The sequence below is a fragment of the Paraburkholderia sp. PGU19 genome, from assembly GCF_013426915.1.
GTDB lineage: Bacteria > Pseudomonadota > Gammaproteobacteria > Burkholderiales > Burkholderiaceae > Paraburkholderia.
In genome coordinates this window covers 952,547-969,816 of the sequence record NZ_AP023182.1, presented here as the reverse complement: position 1 = coordinate 969,816, position 17,270 = coordinate 952,547, and the positions used below count along the sequence as shown (strand labels likewise).

16 protein-coding genes and 3 pseudogenes are annotated in these 17,270 nt (G+C 59.6%); 10 read left to right on the top strand and 9 right to left on the bottom strand.

Going from position 1 to position 17,270, the window contains the following annotated elements:
* Positions 1-7: 7 nt before the first annotated feature.
* Positions 8-424, top strand: a pseudogene (locus H1204_RS44830) (class I SAM-dependent methyltransferase); the annotation flags it as partial.
* Between the two features lie 85 nt (positions 425-509).
* On the opposite strand, the gene H1204_RS44825 reads toward H1204_RS44830, so the two are convergent.
* Entirely contained in the window at positions 510-1,001 is a 492-nt protein-coding gene (locus tag H1204_RS44825; RefSeq protein ID WP_180736328.1) for a universal stress protein, read from the bottom strand.
* Between the two features lie 256 nt (positions 1,002-1,257).
* Between H1204_RS44825 and H1204_RS52180 the strand changes: the two genes are divergently transcribed.
* Both H1204_RS52180 and H1204_RS44820 read left to right on the top strand, forming a co-directional pair.
* Complete coding sequence (locus H1204_RS52180) at positions 1,258-1,437, top strand: hypothetical protein (RefSeq protein ID WP_243469117.1); 180 nt, start codon at positions 1,258-1,260, stop codon at positions 1,435-1,437.
* A 437-nt stretch (positions 1,438-1,874) separates the two neighbouring features.
* Positions 1,875-2,372, top strand: a complete 498-nt coding sequence (locus tag H1204_RS44820) for a DUF2127 domain-containing protein (RefSeq protein ID WP_180736327.1) — start codon at positions 1,875-1,877, stop codon at positions 2,370-2,372.
* Between the two features lie 107 nt (positions 2,373-2,479).
* Here the strand turns inward: H1204_RS44820 and H1204_RS44815 are convergent, their stop codons facing one another.
* Positions 2,480-2,797: a DUF1840 domain-containing protein gene (locus tag H1204_RS44815; protein ID WP_180735397.1), complete on the bottom strand. Its 318-nt coding sequence runs from the start codon at positions 2,795-2,797 to the stop codon at positions 2,480-2,482.
* A gap of 308 nt (positions 2,798-3,105) precedes the next feature.
* Here H1204_RS44815 and H1204_RS44810 point away from each other — a divergent pair, with 308 nt between their 5' ends.
* A complete protein-coding gene (locus H1204_RS44810; protein WP_180735396.1) occupies positions 3,106-3,288 on the top strand; it encodes a DUF2934 domain-containing protein in 183 nt (60 codons plus the stop codon).
* A 37-nt stretch (positions 3,289-3,325) separates the two neighbouring features.
* On the opposite strand, the gene H1204_RS44805 is transcribed toward H1204_RS44810, so the two are convergent.
* A complete protein-coding gene (locus H1204_RS44805) occupies positions 3,326-3,721 on the bottom strand; it encodes a glycoside hydrolase family 15 protein (protein WP_180735395.1) in 396 nt (131 codons plus the stop codon).
* A gap of 310 nt (positions 3,722-4,031) precedes the next feature.
* Between H1204_RS44805 and H1204_RS44800 the strand changes: the two genes are divergently transcribed.
* The 3 genes and pseudogenes from H1204_RS44800 to H1204_RS44790 all read left to right on the top strand — a co-directional run.
* Complete coding sequence (locus tag H1204_RS44800; RefSeq protein WP_180735394.1) at positions 4,032-5,855, top strand: chloride channel protein; 1,824 nt, start codon at positions 4,032-4,034, stop codon at positions 5,853-5,855.
* A gap of 209 nt (positions 5,856-6,064) precedes the next feature.
* Positions 6,065-6,901: pseudogene (locus H1204_RS44795) on the top strand (cyclopropane-fatty-acyl-phospholipid synthase family protein); the annotation flags it as partial.
* Positions 6,902-6,977: 76 nt separating this feature from the next.
* Positions 6,978-7,985: pseudogene (locus tag H1204_RS44790) on the top strand (nitronate monooxygenase); the annotation flags it as partial.
* 309 nt (positions 7,986-8,294) lie between these two features.
* On the opposite strand, the gene H1204_RS44785 reads toward H1204_RS44790, so the two are convergent.
* The 3 genes from H1204_RS44785 to H1204_RS44775 are packed head-to-tail and all read right to left on the bottom strand — an operon-like array spanning position 8,295 to position 10,622.
* Entirely contained in the window at positions 8,295-8,606 is a 312-nt protein-coding gene (locus H1204_RS44785; protein ID WP_180735392.1) for a hypothetical protein, read from the bottom strand.
* Between the two features lie 36 nt (positions 8,607-8,642).
* Positions 8,643-10,244, bottom strand: coding sequence for an APC family permease (locus H1204_RS44780; protein ID WP_180735391.1), 1,602 nt, complete (start codon positions 10,242-10,244; stop codon positions 8,643-8,645).
* 60 nt (positions 10,245-10,304) lie between these two features.
* Complete coding sequence (locus H1204_RS44775; RefSeq protein WP_180735390.1) at positions 10,305-10,622, bottom strand: DUF1840 domain-containing protein; 318 nt, start codon at positions 10,620-10,622, stop codon at positions 10,305-10,307.
* 356 nt (positions 10,623-10,978) lie between these two features.
* On the opposite strand from H1204_RS44775, the gene H1204_RS44770 reads away from it, so the two are divergent.
* Both H1204_RS44770 and H1204_RS53120 read left to right on the top strand, forming a co-directional pair.
* Entirely contained in the window at positions 10,979-11,461 is a 483-nt protein-coding gene (locus H1204_RS44770; protein ID WP_180735389.1) for a helix-turn-helix domain-containing protein, read from the top strand.
* A gap of 492 nt (positions 11,462-11,953) precedes the next feature.
* Complete coding sequence (locus tag H1204_RS53120) at positions 11,954-12,367, top strand: alkaline phosphatase D family protein (protein ID WP_346015780.1); 414 nt, start codon at positions 11,954-11,956, stop codon at positions 12,365-12,367.
* Here H1204_RS53120 and H1204_RS44760 read toward each other — a convergent pair.
* Complete coding sequence (locus tag H1204_RS44760; RefSeq protein WP_180735388.1) at positions 12,269-12,754, bottom strand: universal stress protein; 486 nt, start codon at positions 12,752-12,754, stop codon at positions 12,269-12,271. The genes H1204_RS53120 and H1204_RS44760 overlap by 99 nt on opposite strands.
* Positions 12,755-12,987: 233 nt before the next feature.
* Between H1204_RS44760 and H1204_RS44755 the strand changes: the two genes are divergently transcribed.
* On the top strand, positions 12,988-13,173 hold the full coding sequence (locus H1204_RS44755) for a hypothetical protein (RefSeq protein WP_180735387.1): 186 nt from the start codon (positions 12,988-12,990) through the stop codon (positions 13,171-13,173).
* 856 nt (positions 13,174-14,029) lie between these two features.
* Here H1204_RS44755 and H1204_RS44750 read toward each other — a convergent pair.
* Positions 14,030-15,517 (bottom strand): sensor domain-containing diguanylate cyclase, encoded by a 1,488-nt coding sequence (locus H1204_RS44750; protein ID WP_180735386.1) that lies wholly within the window; start codon positions 15,515-15,517, stop codon positions 14,030-14,032.
* Between the two features lie 986 nt (positions 15,518-16,503).
* Positions 16,504-16,698: a hypothetical protein gene (locus tag H1204_RS44745; RefSeq protein ID WP_007749515.1), complete on the bottom strand. Its 195-nt coding sequence runs from the start codon at positions 16,696-16,698 to the stop codon at positions 16,504-16,506.
* Positions 16,699-17,270: the final 572 nt, after the last annotated feature.

The following is a 17,270-nucleotide window of genomic DNA, read 5'->3' as shown; positions in this document are numbered from 1 at the left end:
GGTGTCTATGGGCGATTTCATCGACAGGTACATTTTCCCCGGCGGTCAGCTTGTGCATGTAAGCGTGATGCTGGATGAAATGGCGCGCGGCAATCTCGAACCGGTGGACGCGGAGTGCCTGCGTCCGCACTATGCGCGAACGCTATGGCATTGGGCCGACGCACTCGAGACACATCTCGACGATGCGTACCGTGTACTTGGAAAGGACGCGGAAAAGATTACGCGCGCGTACCGGATGTATCTTGCAGGGTCCGCAATGGGATTCGAGCGCGGCTGGACGTCGCTGTACCAGATCCTCGCGTCGCGTCCGGTTGCGTCGACCGAAACGGCTACCCATTCTACCGGTCGCATCGCCAACGCTCGAAGTGACTATCCGTTCAACCGTTCTTATATGTATGCCCGGGATGCAGAGTCAAGACGCTGAAAATTTAAGTCACGCGAACAATGGGCAGGTGACAGGGCTGGGCCGGTCAGACTTCCTCTTTTAGGTGACATGGCGAGGCAATGCTTTACGAATGCTCAACCGGCGACGCCGTCTTGCTGTCTGTTTTCGTGTTCGAATCCGCTTCTGGACCCATGGTCACCAGCACACTACAACTGACCCTGTCGAGCAGGAGACCGTCAGTCCTGCCACCCCACCATCGCGCGAGCCTGCTCGTTCGATGATGGCCCACAATGATCAGATCGACGTTCAGGTCCCTGGCGAGGAATGGAATCTGATCCAGCGGGTCACCAACCGCCAGGTGCCCGGTCGCATGAATTCCCTGCGCAGCGAGTTTCTCCAGGCCTTCCGTGAGCACACTCCTGACCGAATCGCTGACAATACTGGCCGGCATTGCCGACGTAATATCCGCACCCTGTGTCCAGGCAAAATTGTTGACCACTGAAAGCACATGTACCTGCGCCCGGAGATCCCGCGCCAAACGGGCACCATCCGCGAGCGCGTGTTGCCCCTCTCGGGTGCCGTCGTAACAGAGAAGAACGCAGTTGAAGGCTGGCATGTCGCCCTTCATGTTTTTGTCGCACGGTGATACGGCCAGTGCGATGGACAGATCGCCAAAAGACAGGCCGTTGCAAATTCAGTATATGTCATTTTGTGATGCAAACTAGACTAGAACGCACCTGCGACGACAAGATGGCGTCAGCCAAACAATCGAAATCCATATACGTCACAATGTGATATATTTAATCAGGAGCACGATTACCTGACCGGACAGTCCGGCGTAATCGGGTTTTGCATGGGAGGATCAAAAGGTCATTAGCAACCATTTCGAACTCGGCTTTCAGCTGGTCACCTTCGCACTGCTCGGCATCGTTCTGATCGGAACTCTGCTGGACAGGTTGCACTTGCAGAGACTGCATCCTCGGTTGATCGGCGCGGCGATCGGAGCACTCATCGGCTTCGCGCTGATCGAAGCGGTGCCGCTTTTCACCTGAGTGGGAGAAGACCGCGCGCAACAGCGCCGTGCAACGACTGTGGCCGGCGATGGAAGACCTGTGCTGCAGCCGTCACGCTTGCGGGACGGTGTCCGCATCGCCTTCGAAATGTGTACTGTGAGTCCCCGGCTTCAAGGCAACCGGTCGACGCAAACGGGGCAGATCCGAAGAACGGGCGTACCGCCACGGCAGGGCTCCCGTCCATCACGTTATAGTTTTAACTCGGTGCAACGGCCGCGGATCGATCACGGACCGGACGCTTGCGCGAAATCGATAGCACCCGCTGGCCGCCGACCTGGTTGAACGGACCTGTCCGTTCTTTAATTCATTGTCGGCATCCTCCGACAGGCATTGGAATGCGCAAGCATTCGTTGATGACAAAGGTCGAGCCACGACTCATGGTCCGGCTCATTGAAGCAAATTCCGTGACTGGGATAATGGGATTTCTCACCCAAAACAAGCTGCACCTGTTCTTCGCACTGAGCCTTTGGTTCAAGGCAATTCTTGCGATTCCGGAAGTGGTTGCTGGCATCGCCGCGTTCGTCGTTTCTCATCGAACTCTTCTGACGTGTTTGCTCTGGATCACAACAAACGGGTTCGGCGAAGACCCGCGTGATTTCCTCGCCGCCCTTTTTCTTCGTGCTCTGCAACATGTTTCTGTCGGCGAGCAGAGATTCGTGGCCGTGTACCTGCTCGGCCACGGAGCAATAAAACTGTGGCTGATTGCCGGTTTGCTACGCGAGAAACTCTGGTACTTTCCGGTATCGCTATCCGTCTTCAGCCTGTTGATTGCCTATCAGCTTTACCGATATACATCCACTCACACGATATGGCTTCTGCTAATAACCGGACTGGATCTTGTCGTCATCGCCCTGACGTGGCACGAGTATCGGGAACTCCGCGCGAACAAGGAAGCGCGTGCTATGGGCTCCTGATCGGAGCACGCTATCGACCTTTGCTCACCGTCTTGTTTTCGCGACGATAACCGACGCGCGCAGATCGAACCGGCATGCACCGAACTGTCTGTGAGCGGAACGAACAGCTAAAGGCCCCAGATAATATCCGCATCGCTCTTGCGCGCTTCGCGCAACATGTCCAGAAATGGCCAGGCACGTTGCGAAAGGCGGTTACGCGATTCCTGATGGTTGTCGGCCGAACAGTGCAACGGTTCCAGCGTCTCTTCGGCTTTCGCGTCGGCGGAGATCGCAGCTTCCAGCCGTCCGATTGCACCCGGCAGTTCATCGTGCATTATGACGCCGCGGTCGTCGAGCCGCTTTCCGATCAAACCCAGCAAATATTGGGCAAGATCCCGAAGCATAATCACATCAGGCGACGCCCTCGATTGAAATGTAATCAGCATGATGGCTCCTTTGAATTACCACGTGATCGCCTTACCGATCGGACATTTAAGCGTAATATCTTATGAAGTAATGCGCAGTCCATGGTAGTTTCATCGAGTTACCTACTGTCATTTTATATCATGTTGTGATATAAATAAACTGGGATTGAACCCACTCGTGGTATCGCTGTTCCCCTCGGTGCAGCCGCAACGGATGAAGGGTCGCCGCTTTTCCCCACCATCGCCCGCCTGCTATCCTGTCCCTTCACGCGTGTCGCGACGACCATGCACGCCGGCTCCGTGCATCACAACTCCCCGGAGTTTCTGAAATGAGCGAAATCACTTTGGAAGAAAAGATCCGTGTGCGCGCATTCGAGCTGTGGCAACAGGACGGTAGCCTCGAAGGTTGCGCAGACGAGTACTGGCACATGGCCCGCGCGCAGGTCGAAAAGGAGATGGCCGTCCCTGGCGCGGCCCAGACTGGTGATCCGGAAGTTCCTGCGACGTGCTGAACGGTAGCTGGGAGATACTCGCGGGTCGCGCTCTCGCCTAGTCATTGCCGTTTGCGTGAATGTTGTTGCCGCTCGCGCCTGCCCGGGCGTGGCCGCGTGTGAGCGTCAGGCCGGTATTCACCAGTGCAATGTGGGAAAACGCCTGCGGGAAGTTTCCGACGAGTCGACGCGAATGCACATCATATTCTTCGGATAGCAGGCCGACGTCGTTTCTCAGGCCGAGCAGCCGCTCAAAGAGCGTCCTGGCCTCATCGCGCCTGCCTTGCAGGAACAGGTTGTCGGCGAGCCAGAAGCTGCAGGCGAGAAATGCGCCCTCGCCTTCGCCAAGCCCGTCATCCGTGTGCCGCGGAAAAAAGAGGACGATGCCCAGCATCGGAACGTATAGCGCTCCGTTTATGAGGGTCACGGCCTTAAGCTTGCGGGATGATGCCATGTTCCTCACTAAGGAACCCTTCCTCCAGTTTGCACGGACATACCGGATTCACATACCCAGATGTCGCGGGTCGTCGATACTATGCGACTGTGAACGCGATGACTTCGGACATGTCGGACCTCCCGGAGCATTGCGTAACAGATCTTCCGCGTTACGCGCCGACCCTGCACGCCATCGCGTGGTCCCGCTGCGTTGTCGCTGCCCCTTAAGGGATTGATCGCAGACCTACCGGTAACTTAACACATTACATCACATTGTGATATATGTAGAGTGTTCGACCGCCACAGATATTCGGCTACCGGCAAGGGAAATGATGAGCGAGACAAGCGAGCACAAGGGCGATTTCGCACGGGATGTCCGTCTTCTTCGTATCAGCGCCATCGCTGCTGTCGGCGGCGTACTGAGCACCGTCGCCGCCGATTTCCTGCTGCACCTCATTCGCCAATTCACGAACCTGTTCTTCTTCCAGACGTTATCCACGGCGAACAGGTCGCCTTCCCAGAACACACTTGGGCTGATCGTGATAGCGGTGCCCGTGATTGGCGGACTGATCGTCGGATTGATCGCCCGGTTCGGGTCGGAGCAGATTCGCGGCCATGGGATACCCGAGGCTATCGAAGCGATTCTGTTTGGCAAAAGCAAGATGTCACCGAAAGTGGCGATCCTCAAGCCTCTCGCGTCGGCTATCGCCATCGGCAGTGGCGGCCCCTTTGGCGCGGAAGGCCCGATCATCATGACGGGGGGAGCAATCGGCTCGCTCGTCGCGCAATACTTCCATCTGTCCAGTGCGGAACGCAAGGCGCTCCTGGTAGCAGGCGCAGTGGCCGGCATGACCGCAGTGTTCGGCACACCCGTGGCAGCGGTGCTGCTTGCCATTGAGCTCCTGCTGTTCGAATTGCGGCCCCGCAGCCTTTTGCCCGTCGCCATCGCCTGTGCGGTGGCGGGCTTCACGCGGCCGCTATTGCTGGGTAGCGGCCCTTTGTTTCCGCTGCATACGATACCGCTCGGCCCGCTCGGTATCGTGTCGTCGGCCATCGCCGGGGTGATCGCCGGCGCGTTGTCGTGGGGATTGTCCACGTGGCTCTACAAAGTGGAAGATCTCTTCGGCAGGTTGCCGATTCACTGGATGTGGTGGCCAGCATTGGGGGCGATCGCCGTCGGGGTCGGCGGGTATTGTCAGCCACGCACGCTTGGCGTCGGATACGACGTCATCGGCGACCTGCTGCAAAACCACCTCGCCGTACAGGCCGTCATCTCGATCGTGCTCGTCAAGGCGGTCATCTGGGTGATTGCGCTAGCGTCGGGCACATCCGGCGGCGTGCTGGCCCCGTTGCTGATGATGGGCGCGGGCGTGGGTGCCCTTGCCGCCCCGTACATGCCTGGCGGGGAACCTGCCGTCTGGCCGCTCATCTTCATGGCCGCCACGCTCGGCGGCATGATGCGCGCGCCCGTGATGGCCGCCGTGTTTGCGTTCGAACTGACAGGCGACGCCAATGCCCTGCTTCCCTTGCTGGCGGCCGCGGCGGTCGCCTATGGGTTTACTGTCCTTGTCATGCGCCGCTCGATATTGACCGAGAAGATCGCCCGTCGCGGCTATCACATTTATCGCGAGTACAGCATCGACCCGCTCGAACGGCATTATGTCGACGAGGTCATGACTCGCACCGTCGAAACAATCGATGCAGAGACGACGGTCGCTGATGTGCTGCGCGATTATTTCGGATCGCGTCAGAAGTATCGCGCTTATCCCGTCGTGACCTCCGGGGTCCTCGTGGGCATGGCCGACCGGACCCTACTCGACCGGATTCCCGCCGGAAAGACCGACTGCCCGCTTGGCTCGTTCTTCGCACGGGCTCGGCCCGAAATCGCGCTGCCGGGCGAAACCTGCAGAAACGTAGCGGCGCGTCTCGCAATAACAGGACTCGACCGCGTTCCCGTGGTCGAAGACGAGAAGACGTTTCGGCTGCTTGGCATCGTATCCCGGCACGACCTGGTCAAGCCGTCATTGTCGGTGTTCACGGAGGAGCGTGAACTCGAACAGTTCCGCCGTGTGTGGGTTCCGAGGAGTACCCGCTTTGCACCGACCAACAGGCGCCAAGACGCGCCGAACGAGCACGTCGATGTGGGTCACTGATAATCACCCTGACGGAGAGACAAATGCCCGACCACACAAAATTCACACGGTGGCTCAGCGAGGCTCGTGCGCGGATGAACAGATCCGCGCACAGCAAACGATGGGAGGCGCAGCCGGACGATCCTGAAAAAGCCGGATACCTGAAGATGTCATCCGTCGTGAGGACGATGGTGGCAAATGCGCTGCCGGCGCGCGACAGGTATCTGCGCGACGTGCCAAACGATTACTACGCCATGTGGCTAGACCCGCGAATGGTCTATTCGTGCGCGTGGTTCGAACATGGCGACGAAGATCTCGCCACCGCGCAACTAAAAAAGATCGATCACGTACTGACGAAAATCGGACTCCAACCGGGGCACACCCTGCTCGATGTCGATTGCGGATGGGGGGCGCTGGTGATACGCGCTGCCGAAAAATTCGGCGCGCGTTGCGTCGGTATTACGCTGTCGAAGAACCAGTTTGATTGGGCCAGCGAGTCCGTCAGGGCGGCAGGCCTGACCGACCGCGTCGAGATCCGTTTGCAGGCCTATCCCGATGTCGAAGGCTGGTTCGACCGGATCACGAGCCTGGGCATGTTCGAGTACGAAGGGCGCAGCGATCTTCAGGAATACACTGCCGTCCTACAGGAACGGCTCGCGGCGGACGGCGTGCTCGTCAGTCACGGCATCATGTCGACAGGACCATGCAGCGGCCGGCTTATGTTCGATGATAGCGAGTTTTGCAGCCGGTATGTTTTTCCGGACGACGAACTGCCCGATCTGGGCTACGCGTTGACAGCCATGCGCGAAGGCGGACTTGAGGTGTCACACATTCAGAACCTGCGTCGGCATTGCGTGAGGACGCTGCGTTTGTGGGAAGCGAACTTCAGGGCAAAAGAGACGGCGCTGCGGCAACTGGTTGATGACAGGAGCTTTCAGACGTGGTGTGACTATCTGAATGGCTGGGCGAGCGCATTCGAGCATGATGACGTGTCGATTTACGAAATAGTCGGGCGTAAGGTGGGAACGCGCGCCAGTGCGCTACCGTGGCCTGGCGGTGCGGGTTGATCGCTTTTTGATATTCCCTGCCGTGCGTTACTGCGCCGCCCGCCGGTTACCCGAATCGTACAAAGGAGAAAACGCCATGCCGCCCAATGCTAACAACGTCGACGGCAACGACATCGCCGACGCGTTGCATCGCCCCGTTTGCGATCTGCTCGGTTGCAGGTGGCCTATTGTTCTCGCTGGCATGGGCGGCGTCGCGCGTGCGGAACTCTGTAGCGCGGTGACTCGCGCCGGTGGGTTTGGTGTCCTTGGCATGGTGCGCGAGCCAACCTCATTGATCCGCACCGAAGTGCAAAGCGTCCGCGCCACCACGTCGCACACCTTCGGCGTCAACCTGATTCCGGCCTCCACGCCCGCCGACCTGCTCGAGGCGCAGATTGCAACCTGCATCGAAATCGATGTGCCCGTCGTGGGACTCTTCTGGGACGTCGTGCCTCAGATCGTCCGGCGGCTGCGCGACGCGGGCATTCTGGTCGTCTACCAGGTTGGCTCGCTCGAAGACGCGCGTGCAGCGGAAGACGCCGGTGCGCAGATCCTGATCGCCCAAGGACGCGAGGCGGGTGGCCACGTTCGCGGAGATCAGCCACTTGCACAACTCGTTCCCCAGGTCGTGGCGGCGGCGCGCGTTCCCGTTCTCGCTGCCGGTGGCATCGCCAATGGCGGTGATGTGGCGAAAGTACTCTCTCTTGGCGCACAGGGTGCCGTGCTCGGAACCGCCTTGATTCCAACGCAGGAGTCCTTTGCCCACGCGTATCACAAGCAGCGCATCGTCGAAGCCGCTGAAGACGATACGGTCCTGACGGATGTCTTTCATATCAACTGGCCGCGAGGTGCGCGGGTACGCGTGCTTCAGAACAGCGTCACACGCGGCGAACGAGGCGATCCGTTCGGGTCGCAGAGGACCGTAATCGGCGACGAAGAAGGTCGCCCAATCTATCTGTTCAGCACTGACTCGCCGTTGCGTTCGATGACGGGTGATTTCGAAGCCATGGCATTGTATGCCGGAACCGGCGCTGCACGAACCGGTGCCATCACCGGCGCGGCCGAGAGACTGTATCGCATCGCAAGCGATGCAGCGGCGCTCGTCAGTGCTGGCCCGGTCGGATAACAAACGAAGCATCCTAGCGCTGAGATCGCCCTTTACGCCATCCTTTAGCCAGTGGGCGCATGATATGCACGCAAGAATTCGTATATCACATCGCGATATCAACATCGAAGCGCCAGATGTGACATCGCTTCCTGATACCCAACGACGCTGCGGGATTGGTCGGTTTACCTGACTTGTCCAGCAGAAGAAACGACTGCGGAAGGTAATTCTGCCGGACCCCACTCCATCACGCATCACGCAACGTCACCGGGTGCTGGATCCTCTTGCATGTGTTGATGACGATCCGCACTACAGCATCGGCCAGATAAAAATCACATGCCGATACCCGGATGTCGCATTGCCCGGCGAGATGCCAGGTTCCCGTCCTTTCGTTCCGCTGCATTTATTGATTGGCCACTGGGCGGTCAGAGATGGACCGGTGGCAAGCTCGCCCGGCACGGTACCCTGCGGGATTTTTACCGCCGCCCAGCCAGTCGCAGAATGCGTGCGGCACGCTGCAGCAGGATGCGGACCGTCCGTGGCAGCATTCGTCAAATCGGGACCCGTTACCACCAGAGCAAGCACGATCGCAATCATGCCCCTCTTCAGCTGTGTGTTCATCTTCGCATCCTCCCGCCGTCTGACGGCTCGCTACCGTCAGGCTGTTGCGTCAATCAGGCCTATCTTTTGGGCCGTGTCCTGTGCCGGTAGCGCGGTTCGCAGGGCCATGGCGAGCACCAGAAGGCTCCAGATCGCAACGCACGCGGCGCCCCATCCAAAATCAAGCACCCCGAGACCATGGCCAATGTCGCTGAGCCAGGACAACAGCAACATTCCGCCGAACCACGGCAGCAGCCAGGCAATGTGCTGCCAACCAAATTCGCTGGCGGGCTTCCGCGCTACAAAGTGATGATGAAGTGCGTAAAGGATGAAGCCGATCGCGACGATTGCAAAGGGAAACGCGTTCGTGTGAAAACCCGTCCAGTAGATCACCCAGTTGCTACAGACGAACGCGGCAGGCGCGATCACCCATGCGCCTGCGAGCCGGAACGGGCGATCGAGGTCCGGCATGCTCTGACGCAGCACAAGCAAGGCGACCGGCCCCAGACCGTAGGTAAGGACTGTGATCGAAGTGATGTAGTTCACCATCTGTTGCCATGCCGGGAACGGTAGCAGGAATACCGCGCCGACCACCCACATGACAGCCACCGCGATCCACGGTATCCGGTTGGTATTCAGCCGGGTCAGTGTGCGCGGGCCGGCTTCCATTTCTCCAATCGCAAACAGGATGCGTGAGCCTCCCGTCACGTACATGAGGCCGGTGCCTCCCGGGGACACGTAGGCATCGATGTAGAGCAAGGTCGCCATCCACCCAAGTCCCAGCGTGGCGGCAAGACCGGCGAACGGCCCCATCTGCCCCGTATAGCTCAGGTGCGCCCAGCCATGTGCCAGATCGGCGGGTGCCAGTGCATGCAGGAATGCGACCTGCAACAGGATGTAGAGTATCGCCGCCAGCAGGACGGAACAGATGACCGCGAGCGGTATATTGCGGCCGGGGTTGGGGCTCTCGCCGCCGAGATCGATTGCGGTACGGAAGCCGAGATAACTGAAAATAATGCCTGCGGCGGGTAGCGCGGTGAATATGCCGGTCACCTTATAGCCGTTTGGGTCCGCGCTCATCACGTTCCAATGCGTGCTTGCGACCAGCAGTACCACAACGGTGAGGAGCGGAACGAACAGCTTCCACCAGGTGACGGTTGAATTGACGTTCAGCAACCAGCGAACCGTCATCAGGTTCAGCAGCGCCATGATGCCCAGCAACACGACGCAGGTTATGAATCCCGTCGTGGTGAGGAGACCCTCTCCGCCTGGCTGGATGAAGTAGGGAAGGTAATTGTTGGCGTACGTGACGATCGCTTCGGACTCGACAGCCGGCACCGGTACGTACGCGAGAAACAGCATCCAGCTCCATATCCTGCCCATGCCGTCACCATGACTCGCGTGACTCATGTGCACGAGCGCGCCGCTACGTGGAAATAACGCGGAGAGTTCCGCAAAACACAGCGCGATCAGCATGATGATGATTGCGCCTGCAACCCAGCTCCAGATGCTGAGCGGGCCCGCTATCTTCGACGCATGAAACGCCCCAAAGAGCCACCCGGAACCGACAATACTTGTCGTGCTCGCGAACAGCAGTCCGATAATCCCCGCATCCCTGCGCAGGCCTCCCCTATGCGCAGAATCTGATACTCCAGCCATGGTGGCCTCCTGATTTCCGAATATGTGCCGGAGGCGTCGCTCAGTACTGCAACAGGGCGTCTACAACCCCCAGATGATGTCAACGTTCTGTTTGCGGGCTTCCCGCATCATGTCGAGAAACAGACAGGCACGCTGCAAAAACCCGCTCCCCGGCTCCCCGCTGCAACCAGATGAATAGTTCAGCGCCTCGAGCGCGACCTCCGCCTTCTGCTCATCACTGATCGCCGTCTCAAGGCGGCTGATTGCACCCGGCAGCTCGTCGTGCAGGATGACCCCGCGCGCGTCGAGGCGCTTGCCGGCAAGTCCCAGCAGATACTGGGCGAGGTCTCTCAGCAAAATGACATCCGGTGCGGCGGGTGATTGAAACATGACCAGCATGACGCATCCTCCCTTCTCTCTAACGCCTCCCCACCGCATTTACGGACGCTTACTGCCAGCAAACCCGGGTCTTCGGAATGACGTGCTACCGCGATCGGATCCAGCGCCACATCCCGTGGTTGGGCGCGCCTGCGCAGTTCAGGTCTGCATGCCTGCGAGGTCTGTCATCCGCCCGGACGTCCGTCACCGGAAGGCCTGCCTGTATGTTATATCACGTTATGATATATTCAAGTGACCGAAACCGGCCCTCGAATTTGACGCCAACATGGCTTGACGAAACCTTCGACCGGGATCAGGATTCTCCACGGGTGTAATGTTGAAGTGTTCGCTATTCTTGCCTGGAGGCGGTATCCGCGATGAACAACCGGCCACCGGGTCTGACGAAGGCAGAGTTCGAGCAACTCTCGGAATTCCGTTACCAGATGCGACGGTTTGAACGCTTTTCCGATCAGGCCGCGCATGGAGAAGGCATTACCCCTCTGCAGTATCTTTTGCTGCTGCATATCAAAGGCCATTCCGCTCGCGACTGGGCGAACGTCAGCGAATTGGCAGAGTGTCTGCAGGCGCAGCATCATGGCGTGGTTGCGTTGGTTTCTCGCTGTGAGGCGCTAAGACTTGTGCGACGCCATGTGAGCGAAACTGACCGGCGACAGGTCGAAGTGCATCTGCAGAAAGCCGGTGAAGACATCTTGTCAAAACTGGCCGGATTGCATCGTACCGAACTAGCGTCACTCGGCGGGATATTTCGGGTTCCGCAGATTGATTCGGCACAGACGGAACACAACTACCCGGGCATCCACACTACCCCGGCACCCGACCGCCCACGCCAGTCGCGATAGCGCAGCATCAGGCGCGAGGGGGCGGCTTTGTACGGTCTGCGGTGGGAACGTGGCCGCATGATCGGCGCAACAACTCCCGATTGAGAACGAGAACCACGTGGTTTCTTCCGTGCGCTTGTGCATCGACAAGATTATTGGAAACGCAAACCCGGCCGTCTCGTCTGATGACGGCGGGCGAGAAAGCGAAGTTAACGCTGCCCGCATTGACAGCCGCCATTCTAATTACACTCATCAGACTTTCAAGTTCCTGTGAATGGGTGCGCGCGACGAGCGTACGCCAGCGTCTTGCAGATTGGGAAGCCGCGTAGGAACATGAAGCACTGGTGGCATTGGAGGTCGAGTCTCGCCGCCATGCCACGAACATGAGCGTCGAAATCTGGGGGCCGTCGACTCTGCTTACGCAGCCGCTTCGTCCAGAGCGCTAGACGGCTGCTATCCCCGCGGTGCCAGAGCGAGCCTGCACGAGTTCCTGACACTAGTGACGACAATGCAATGTATGCCCAATACCGCGCCGTGAGTACCAGTTCCAGGATTGACGCTGGAGGTCGCGACGGATCGCCGTCATTTTCCGCAGTCGTCCACGTTCTTCACGATGCCTCGGCAACCGGCACGATCCCGGCGTGTCGGTCCATGCCGGACAGCAGCGACCAGAATATGAGTCTGGTAGTCGACTGCGATTCGTGGGACGGCTATCCGGCACGCAACCTTGAGTTGCTCGACTGGCTAAGACAGGAGTCGATTCGCAATGTCGTCGCGATCACGGGCGATCTACAAGCGTCTCAATGCGGCTTCACGAATGGTCTACGCTCACGCCGTGCCGACGCCCGCTGGCGCCCCTGCCGACGTGTTCGAACTCACGTCTGGTCCCATCGTTACCAGCACGCTGCAACTCACCCTGTCGAGTAGCATGCCGTCCGCCTTGCCACCCCACCAACGCGCGAGCCCTCGCGTTCGATGATGACCCACTACGATCAGATCGACTTTGAGATCTTTGGCGAAAAATGGAATCCTCTCCAGTGGATCACCTATTGCCAAATGCCCGGTCGCGTAGATTCCTCGCAGTGCCAGCTTCCGCAGTCCGTCTTCGAGTACTTCTTTGGCCGCGTCGCTGACGATATCGACCGGTACCGCCGACATGACATCCGCACCCGGCATCCATCCAGCATCGTTGATGACCGAAAGGACATGCACCTGTCCACTGAGCTCCTGCGCTAACCGGGCACCATCTGCAAGTGCGTGCTGTCCCTCCCGGCTTCCGTCGTAACACAGAAGTATGCGGTTGAAGGCTGACATGTCGCTCTCCCTAAATTCGTTGCACCGTCATACGACAGATCGCCCCACTACGCACTAACGCGGTCCCGTATATGACATCCGCCGCTACACACGCGTCGCGTCGCATCGTCGATGACAACGAACTCGTCTGGTACCATATTCTACATGTATCACGTTGTGATATATAGTGGAAACAGGCAAGCGACCGACTATCCAGTCTCAGGTTCTGATTGCGTGTTTATGTGAGGATAAAAATGGTCATTGGCAACGATTTCGAAATCGGCTTTCTACTGGTTATCTTTGCACTGCTCGGCATCATTCTGATCGGCGCGCTGCTGGATGCGCTTCACCTGCAAAGGCTGCACCCACGGCTAATCGGCGCGACAATCGGCGTGCTTGTCGGCTTCGCGCTCATTGAGGTCGTGCCGATGCTTACCTGAACGTGCGAATCGGCTCTCGAAGTGTCCGGCCAGACAGCCCTGTCTGCCCCGGGCGAATTTTCTACATTGGTCGACGCCGTGAGCAGCCCTCGTCTGGGCAATACCACGCCTTATTTCGAGCAGGACACATCAGCTGACAGTATCCATTTTCATGAATGGGCTGACGGTCCGTGGATCGGGGAAATTGCCCCCGGAGCTTTAGATTCGCGGCATCGAGACAATTGCGCTTCCAGTCGACGATGTCGCATCACAGAAGGCGTCGTTGGTGAGGTAGGAACGCCATATGAGGTCAAATCATGATGGCAGTCGTTATCATCGGGGTCGTGGCGATCGGGTTGGGAGCGTTGGCAACCTTCCTGCTGGCCACGCAGGTTCCGGAGCAAATCCTTCTTGGTGGAAACGACCATGGCCGATTCGCATACCTCAGTGACGACGAAGCCGCGGATGCGTCCTCACATGACACCATACGAACCAGGCCGCTGCGGCGCGAATTTATCAACACGCGCTCGCGTAACGCGCATAAGGCGATTCCGCTTCGGGACAGACACAGACACCGGACGGCAATAGCGGAACGCGCCCAGTGTCGAGGAGCCAAGGTCCGAAACGGTATGCGCGGCTTCGAGGCATAGTCAGACATTTTCTGCCGGGCAGCCAAGCCGCACGCCGACATCGCGTACGCAAGACCCGACCGGAAACTGCCGCCAGTGCCGCAAAAAGACAATCGGCCGTTGCCCCTGAAGGCGCGGATCTGAACAGCGCGACGATCTCATGCAAGCGGAACATCGTAATCCCAGCGGACACAGTCCCGACGGTGCGCACCCAACGATCGCAGTTGATCTCGGGTCGCCTCAACTGGTCATGTCGGTCGGAACTGCCCAACGCGGTTGCGCCCCGTGGCCTTGGCGCTGTACAGCGCCTCGTCGGCCGCGCGGATCACGCTACTGACGTCGCCCTGCTGGTCGGGGAACCAGCTGGCCGCGCCAATGCTCGCCGTCACGCGCCCGTACTCACTGCCCGCATGCTCGATCGCGAGGGCGCTGATCGCGCTTCGGATCTGCTCGGCAATCTGGCTTGCGCCGCCGGGAGCGGTATCGGGCAGGACGACGACAAATTCCTCGCCTCCGTACCGCGCCGCGCTGTCTGCTGGTCGCCGGATATTGTCACGGATGCAGCGTGCGACGGCCGCCAGTGCATCGTCACCAGCCTGGTGACCATACGTGTCGTTGTAAGCCTTGAACCGGTCGATATCAACAAAAAGGAGCGAAAACATGCTGCGCGTGCGGCGCGCCCGACGCCACTCCTGCTCAAGGATCTCCCCCAGCGTGCGGCGGTTGTGCAGGCCCGTGAGTCCGTCTGTTCTCGCAAGCAGCTCGAGTTCCGATTCGGCCCGCATCCGGCGGCGCAGCTGCGCACCCAGCAGGAATGAAAGTCCGACGAAGCCCAGCGCAAACGCGGCCATCAGCGAACCGATGGTGATTGCGCGTCGCCGCCACGCCGCGTAGATGTCCTGTTCGGCTTCGGCCACCATGATGATCAGTGGCAGGTCGGGAAAATTTCTGAAGTAATAGAAGCGGCGCACGCCGTCAATCGACGCCGTCTCGGAGAAACTGCCTTCCGCCGCGGCTCTGAAGCGCTGAAACGTGCTCGCCTTGCTGATGTCGCGCCCGGGCGTGCGCGCATCGTACGGCTGACGCATGACCATGATGCCGCTTTTGCCGATCAGCGAAATGGCGCCATGCGGCCCGAGAGAGAGTCCGGCGAAAAGCCTGTGAAAATAGTCGAGGTTGATCGCAATCAGTGCGATCCCGGCAAACGAGCCATCCGGACGGGAAATGCGCCGGGTCATGGCGATGCTGGGGGAACTGTCACGCAGGCGCGACTCGTACGGATCGCTGATGTAGAGACCCGCGTTGGGATTGTCGCGCTGCACGGTGAAATAACGTCGATCGGCGAAATTGCCTGCGCGCGGTACCTCGCTGGCAGAATCGATGATGATGTTACCCGATGCGTCCAGCACCAGGATCGCACCAAGGTCTCGGGCAGTCGTGGCGCGATCGAACAGCACCTGCGCGCGCAGGCGCGGTGGCAACGCCATCACTTCCGGGTCGCGCACGCCGTCAACAACGGCCTGCAGCGAGAGCGCGTACAGCTCCAGGTTCCGCTCGATATCGCGCTCGGCGATGAGCGCCAGATTGCGCGATGTTTCGCGGGCCCGCTCCATTGCATCAAGGCGCCCCTGATACAGCACCGCCGCGAACAGGGCCGTCACCACGAGAGCGATGACGATGCCGCCGCAGACCAGCACCAGCGGGGCCGAGCGGCTGCGCCAGAACTGGTCGGTCAACGATGCGCGCCCTCGCCTGTTGTTTGTTACCGTCTGCACGATGCCTCTTAACGTCCGCGGAAAATCCGGCTGCCTTGCCCAGACTGGTCCGGGATGACAGCGATGGCTGCCCATCGGGTCGCGTCGGTTGATCCCTCAGATACCCATGGCCGACCTTCTCGCGCTCGTGGGGATGCGATACGGCCACAATACCGGCCGCCAGGACAACCGCCGTCTACGGCGCGGCACAGGCACGACCTGCTGCATCCCATGCGATCCGGGCTGGTGAGAGCGCCGGATATTCTACCGGCACGCCCACCGGCGTCAAGAAAGCTTGATATTTGCCGATAACGCCGAGGTGCCGGCGGCATCTATTTGCACGAACAGCCGGCAGCCGGAGGGAGACAGGATTGACCTGCAGCGCTGCCCACGTTGAGAACCGTGGTAGAGATAAATCGCCGATCAGGCGCAGCCCAACGGGTGCGGACCGTCCACAAGGCGACCCGCCCGTGGTCCCAGCGATTGAATGCGGGAATGCAAAGGGCGGCAACACGATCCGCGTCCTGCGGACCCGAAAAAGCCTTTCCCGTCGCTGTACCCTGCCGCAAATCGGCTAACACGCGGGCGCGCAGGTCCTCAAGCGTCGCCTGCAGTTGTCGGCGCAACTGCGGACCATTCGTAACCAGATGCCCCTCACGCTCCAGCCGGTCGAGCAATCGATCTCACGCAAAAGGCGCTCGATTGCGCTGTTCGTGTCGTTAGCTTTCTGTTCGGCCATGACGCCCTGCCTTTATTCTGGTACCAGTCGGACAATAGTACAGGGACGGGTGCGGCGCCGGGAATGTCACTGAAATTATTACCTGGCGCGCATGACATCGGATGGCAGGGCGCCGGGCCGCTTGTGCATCAAAAGGACAAATCCATGGCAACGAAAGACCAGTCCCCGACATCAATTCGACGGCGCACTGACTGCCGAATCCGGGCGGTCATTCATATGGATCGATATGTCAGTGCATGCGTGAAAGAGTACGAAGCAGGGAATCCCCTTCCTGGGTCACGCGAGGCAGCACGCCCCCTCCCGCCAGCTGCTCCATTGCGACCAGCTGACGATCGAGTAACGCGTCGAGTTCCGTCCGGTCGGCAATCTGGTCGGCGGAGTCCTTGACCAGCATCAGGGTCGCAAATTCGTGAGCGCTAAGCATGCCTGCCTCCTGATAGGTCGACTAGGCGCGATAGGGATCGCGCCGGTTAAGGCGTTCGCTTTTGGCGACGTATGGCCGGTGGCGCGTCTGGCCGCAATATGCGGTGGGAGTTGATAGTAAAAGGACGTCCGGGAAGCGGCAATTCGGGTCGTCCCGCATATTGAACGTGAGGGCAGTTGCGCCTCGACAGATGAGGCGGCGAGTATGCACAAGTACCCGCTTGCGCACCCAATTGCAGCAATCTGGGAAACCGGGCCCGAATCGATTTCAACTGTCGGCGAACTCACGGGCGAAATTAAAGCGTTCATGCTTCCTTGAGTTGCGTTAGCTTGAACGTCCTATTCCGAAGGCCTGCCGCACTTGCCGTATCGGACATCTTCGGGGCAAGAGCTGCCGCTCATGCGGCGCAAGCGTTCCTTCGCGTGATGGCGGCTGCGTGAGGCCGTACGGGCCCGGTCTCCGGGCTATCGATAACACGACCGGCTCGCCTCAGCTACGCACTTCTGGTATGCCTCCTGGCAATCCCGGGCACATCTTCTCTGCTGTTCGGCGACGTCATCAGACTCGTTCGA

Bases quoted from the DNA above. Each gene is read 5' to 3' on its own strand.
- H1204_RS44825 (WP_180736328.1), bottom strand. From the start codon at position 1,001: ATGCCAGCCTTCAACTGCGTTCTTCTCTGTTACGACGGCACCCGAGAG.
- H1204_RS44820 (WP_180736327.1), top strand. From the start codon at position 1,875: ATGGGATTTCTCACCCAAAACAAGCTGCACCTGTTCTTCGCACTGAGC.
- H1204_RS44815 (WP_180735397.1), bottom strand. From the start codon at position 2,797: ATGCTGATTACATTTCAATCGAGGGCGTCGCCTGATGTGATTATGCTT.
- H1204_RS44810 (WP_180735396.1), top strand. From the start codon at position 3,106: ATGAGCGAAATCACTTTGGAAGAAAAGATCCGTGTGCGCGCATTCGAG.
- H1204_RS44805 (WP_180735395.1), bottom strand. From the start codon at position 3,721: ATGGCATCATCCCGCAAGCTTAAGGCCGTGACCCTCATAAACGGAGCG.
- H1204_RS44800 (WP_180735394.1), top strand. From the start codon at position 4,032: ATGATGAGCGAGACAAGCGAGCACAAGGGCGATTTCGCACGGGATGTC.
- H1204_RS44785 (WP_180735392.1), bottom strand. From the start codon at position 8,606: ATGAACACACAGCTGAAGAGGGGCATGATTGCGATCGTGCTTGCTCTG.
- H1204_RS44780 (WP_180735391.1), bottom strand. From the start codon at position 10,244: ATGGCTGGAGTATCAGATTCTGCGCATAGGGGAGGCCTGCGCAGGGAT.
- H1204_RS44775 (WP_180735390.1), bottom strand. From the start codon at position 10,622: ATGCTGGTCATGTTTCAATCACCCGCCGCACCGGATGTCATTTTGCTG.
- H1204_RS44770 (WP_180735389.1), top strand. From the start codon at position 10,979: ATGAACAACCGGCCACCGGGTCTGACGAAGGCAGAGTTCGAGCAACTC.
- H1204_RS53120 (WP_346015780.1), top strand. From the start codon at position 11,954: ATGTATGCCCAATACCGCGCCGTGAGTACCAGTTCCAGGATTGACGCT.
- H1204_RS44760 (WP_180735388.1), bottom strand. From the start codon at position 12,754: ATGTCAGCCTTCAACCGCATACTTCTGTGTTACGACGGAAGCCGGGAG.
- H1204_RS44755 (WP_180735387.1), top strand. From the start codon at position 12,988: ATGGTCATTGGCAACGATTTCGAAATCGGCTTTCTACTGGTTATCTTT.
- H1204_RS44745 (WP_007749515.1), bottom strand. From the start codon at position 16,698: ATGCTTAGCGCTCACGAATTTGCGACCCTGATGCTGGTCAAGGACTCC.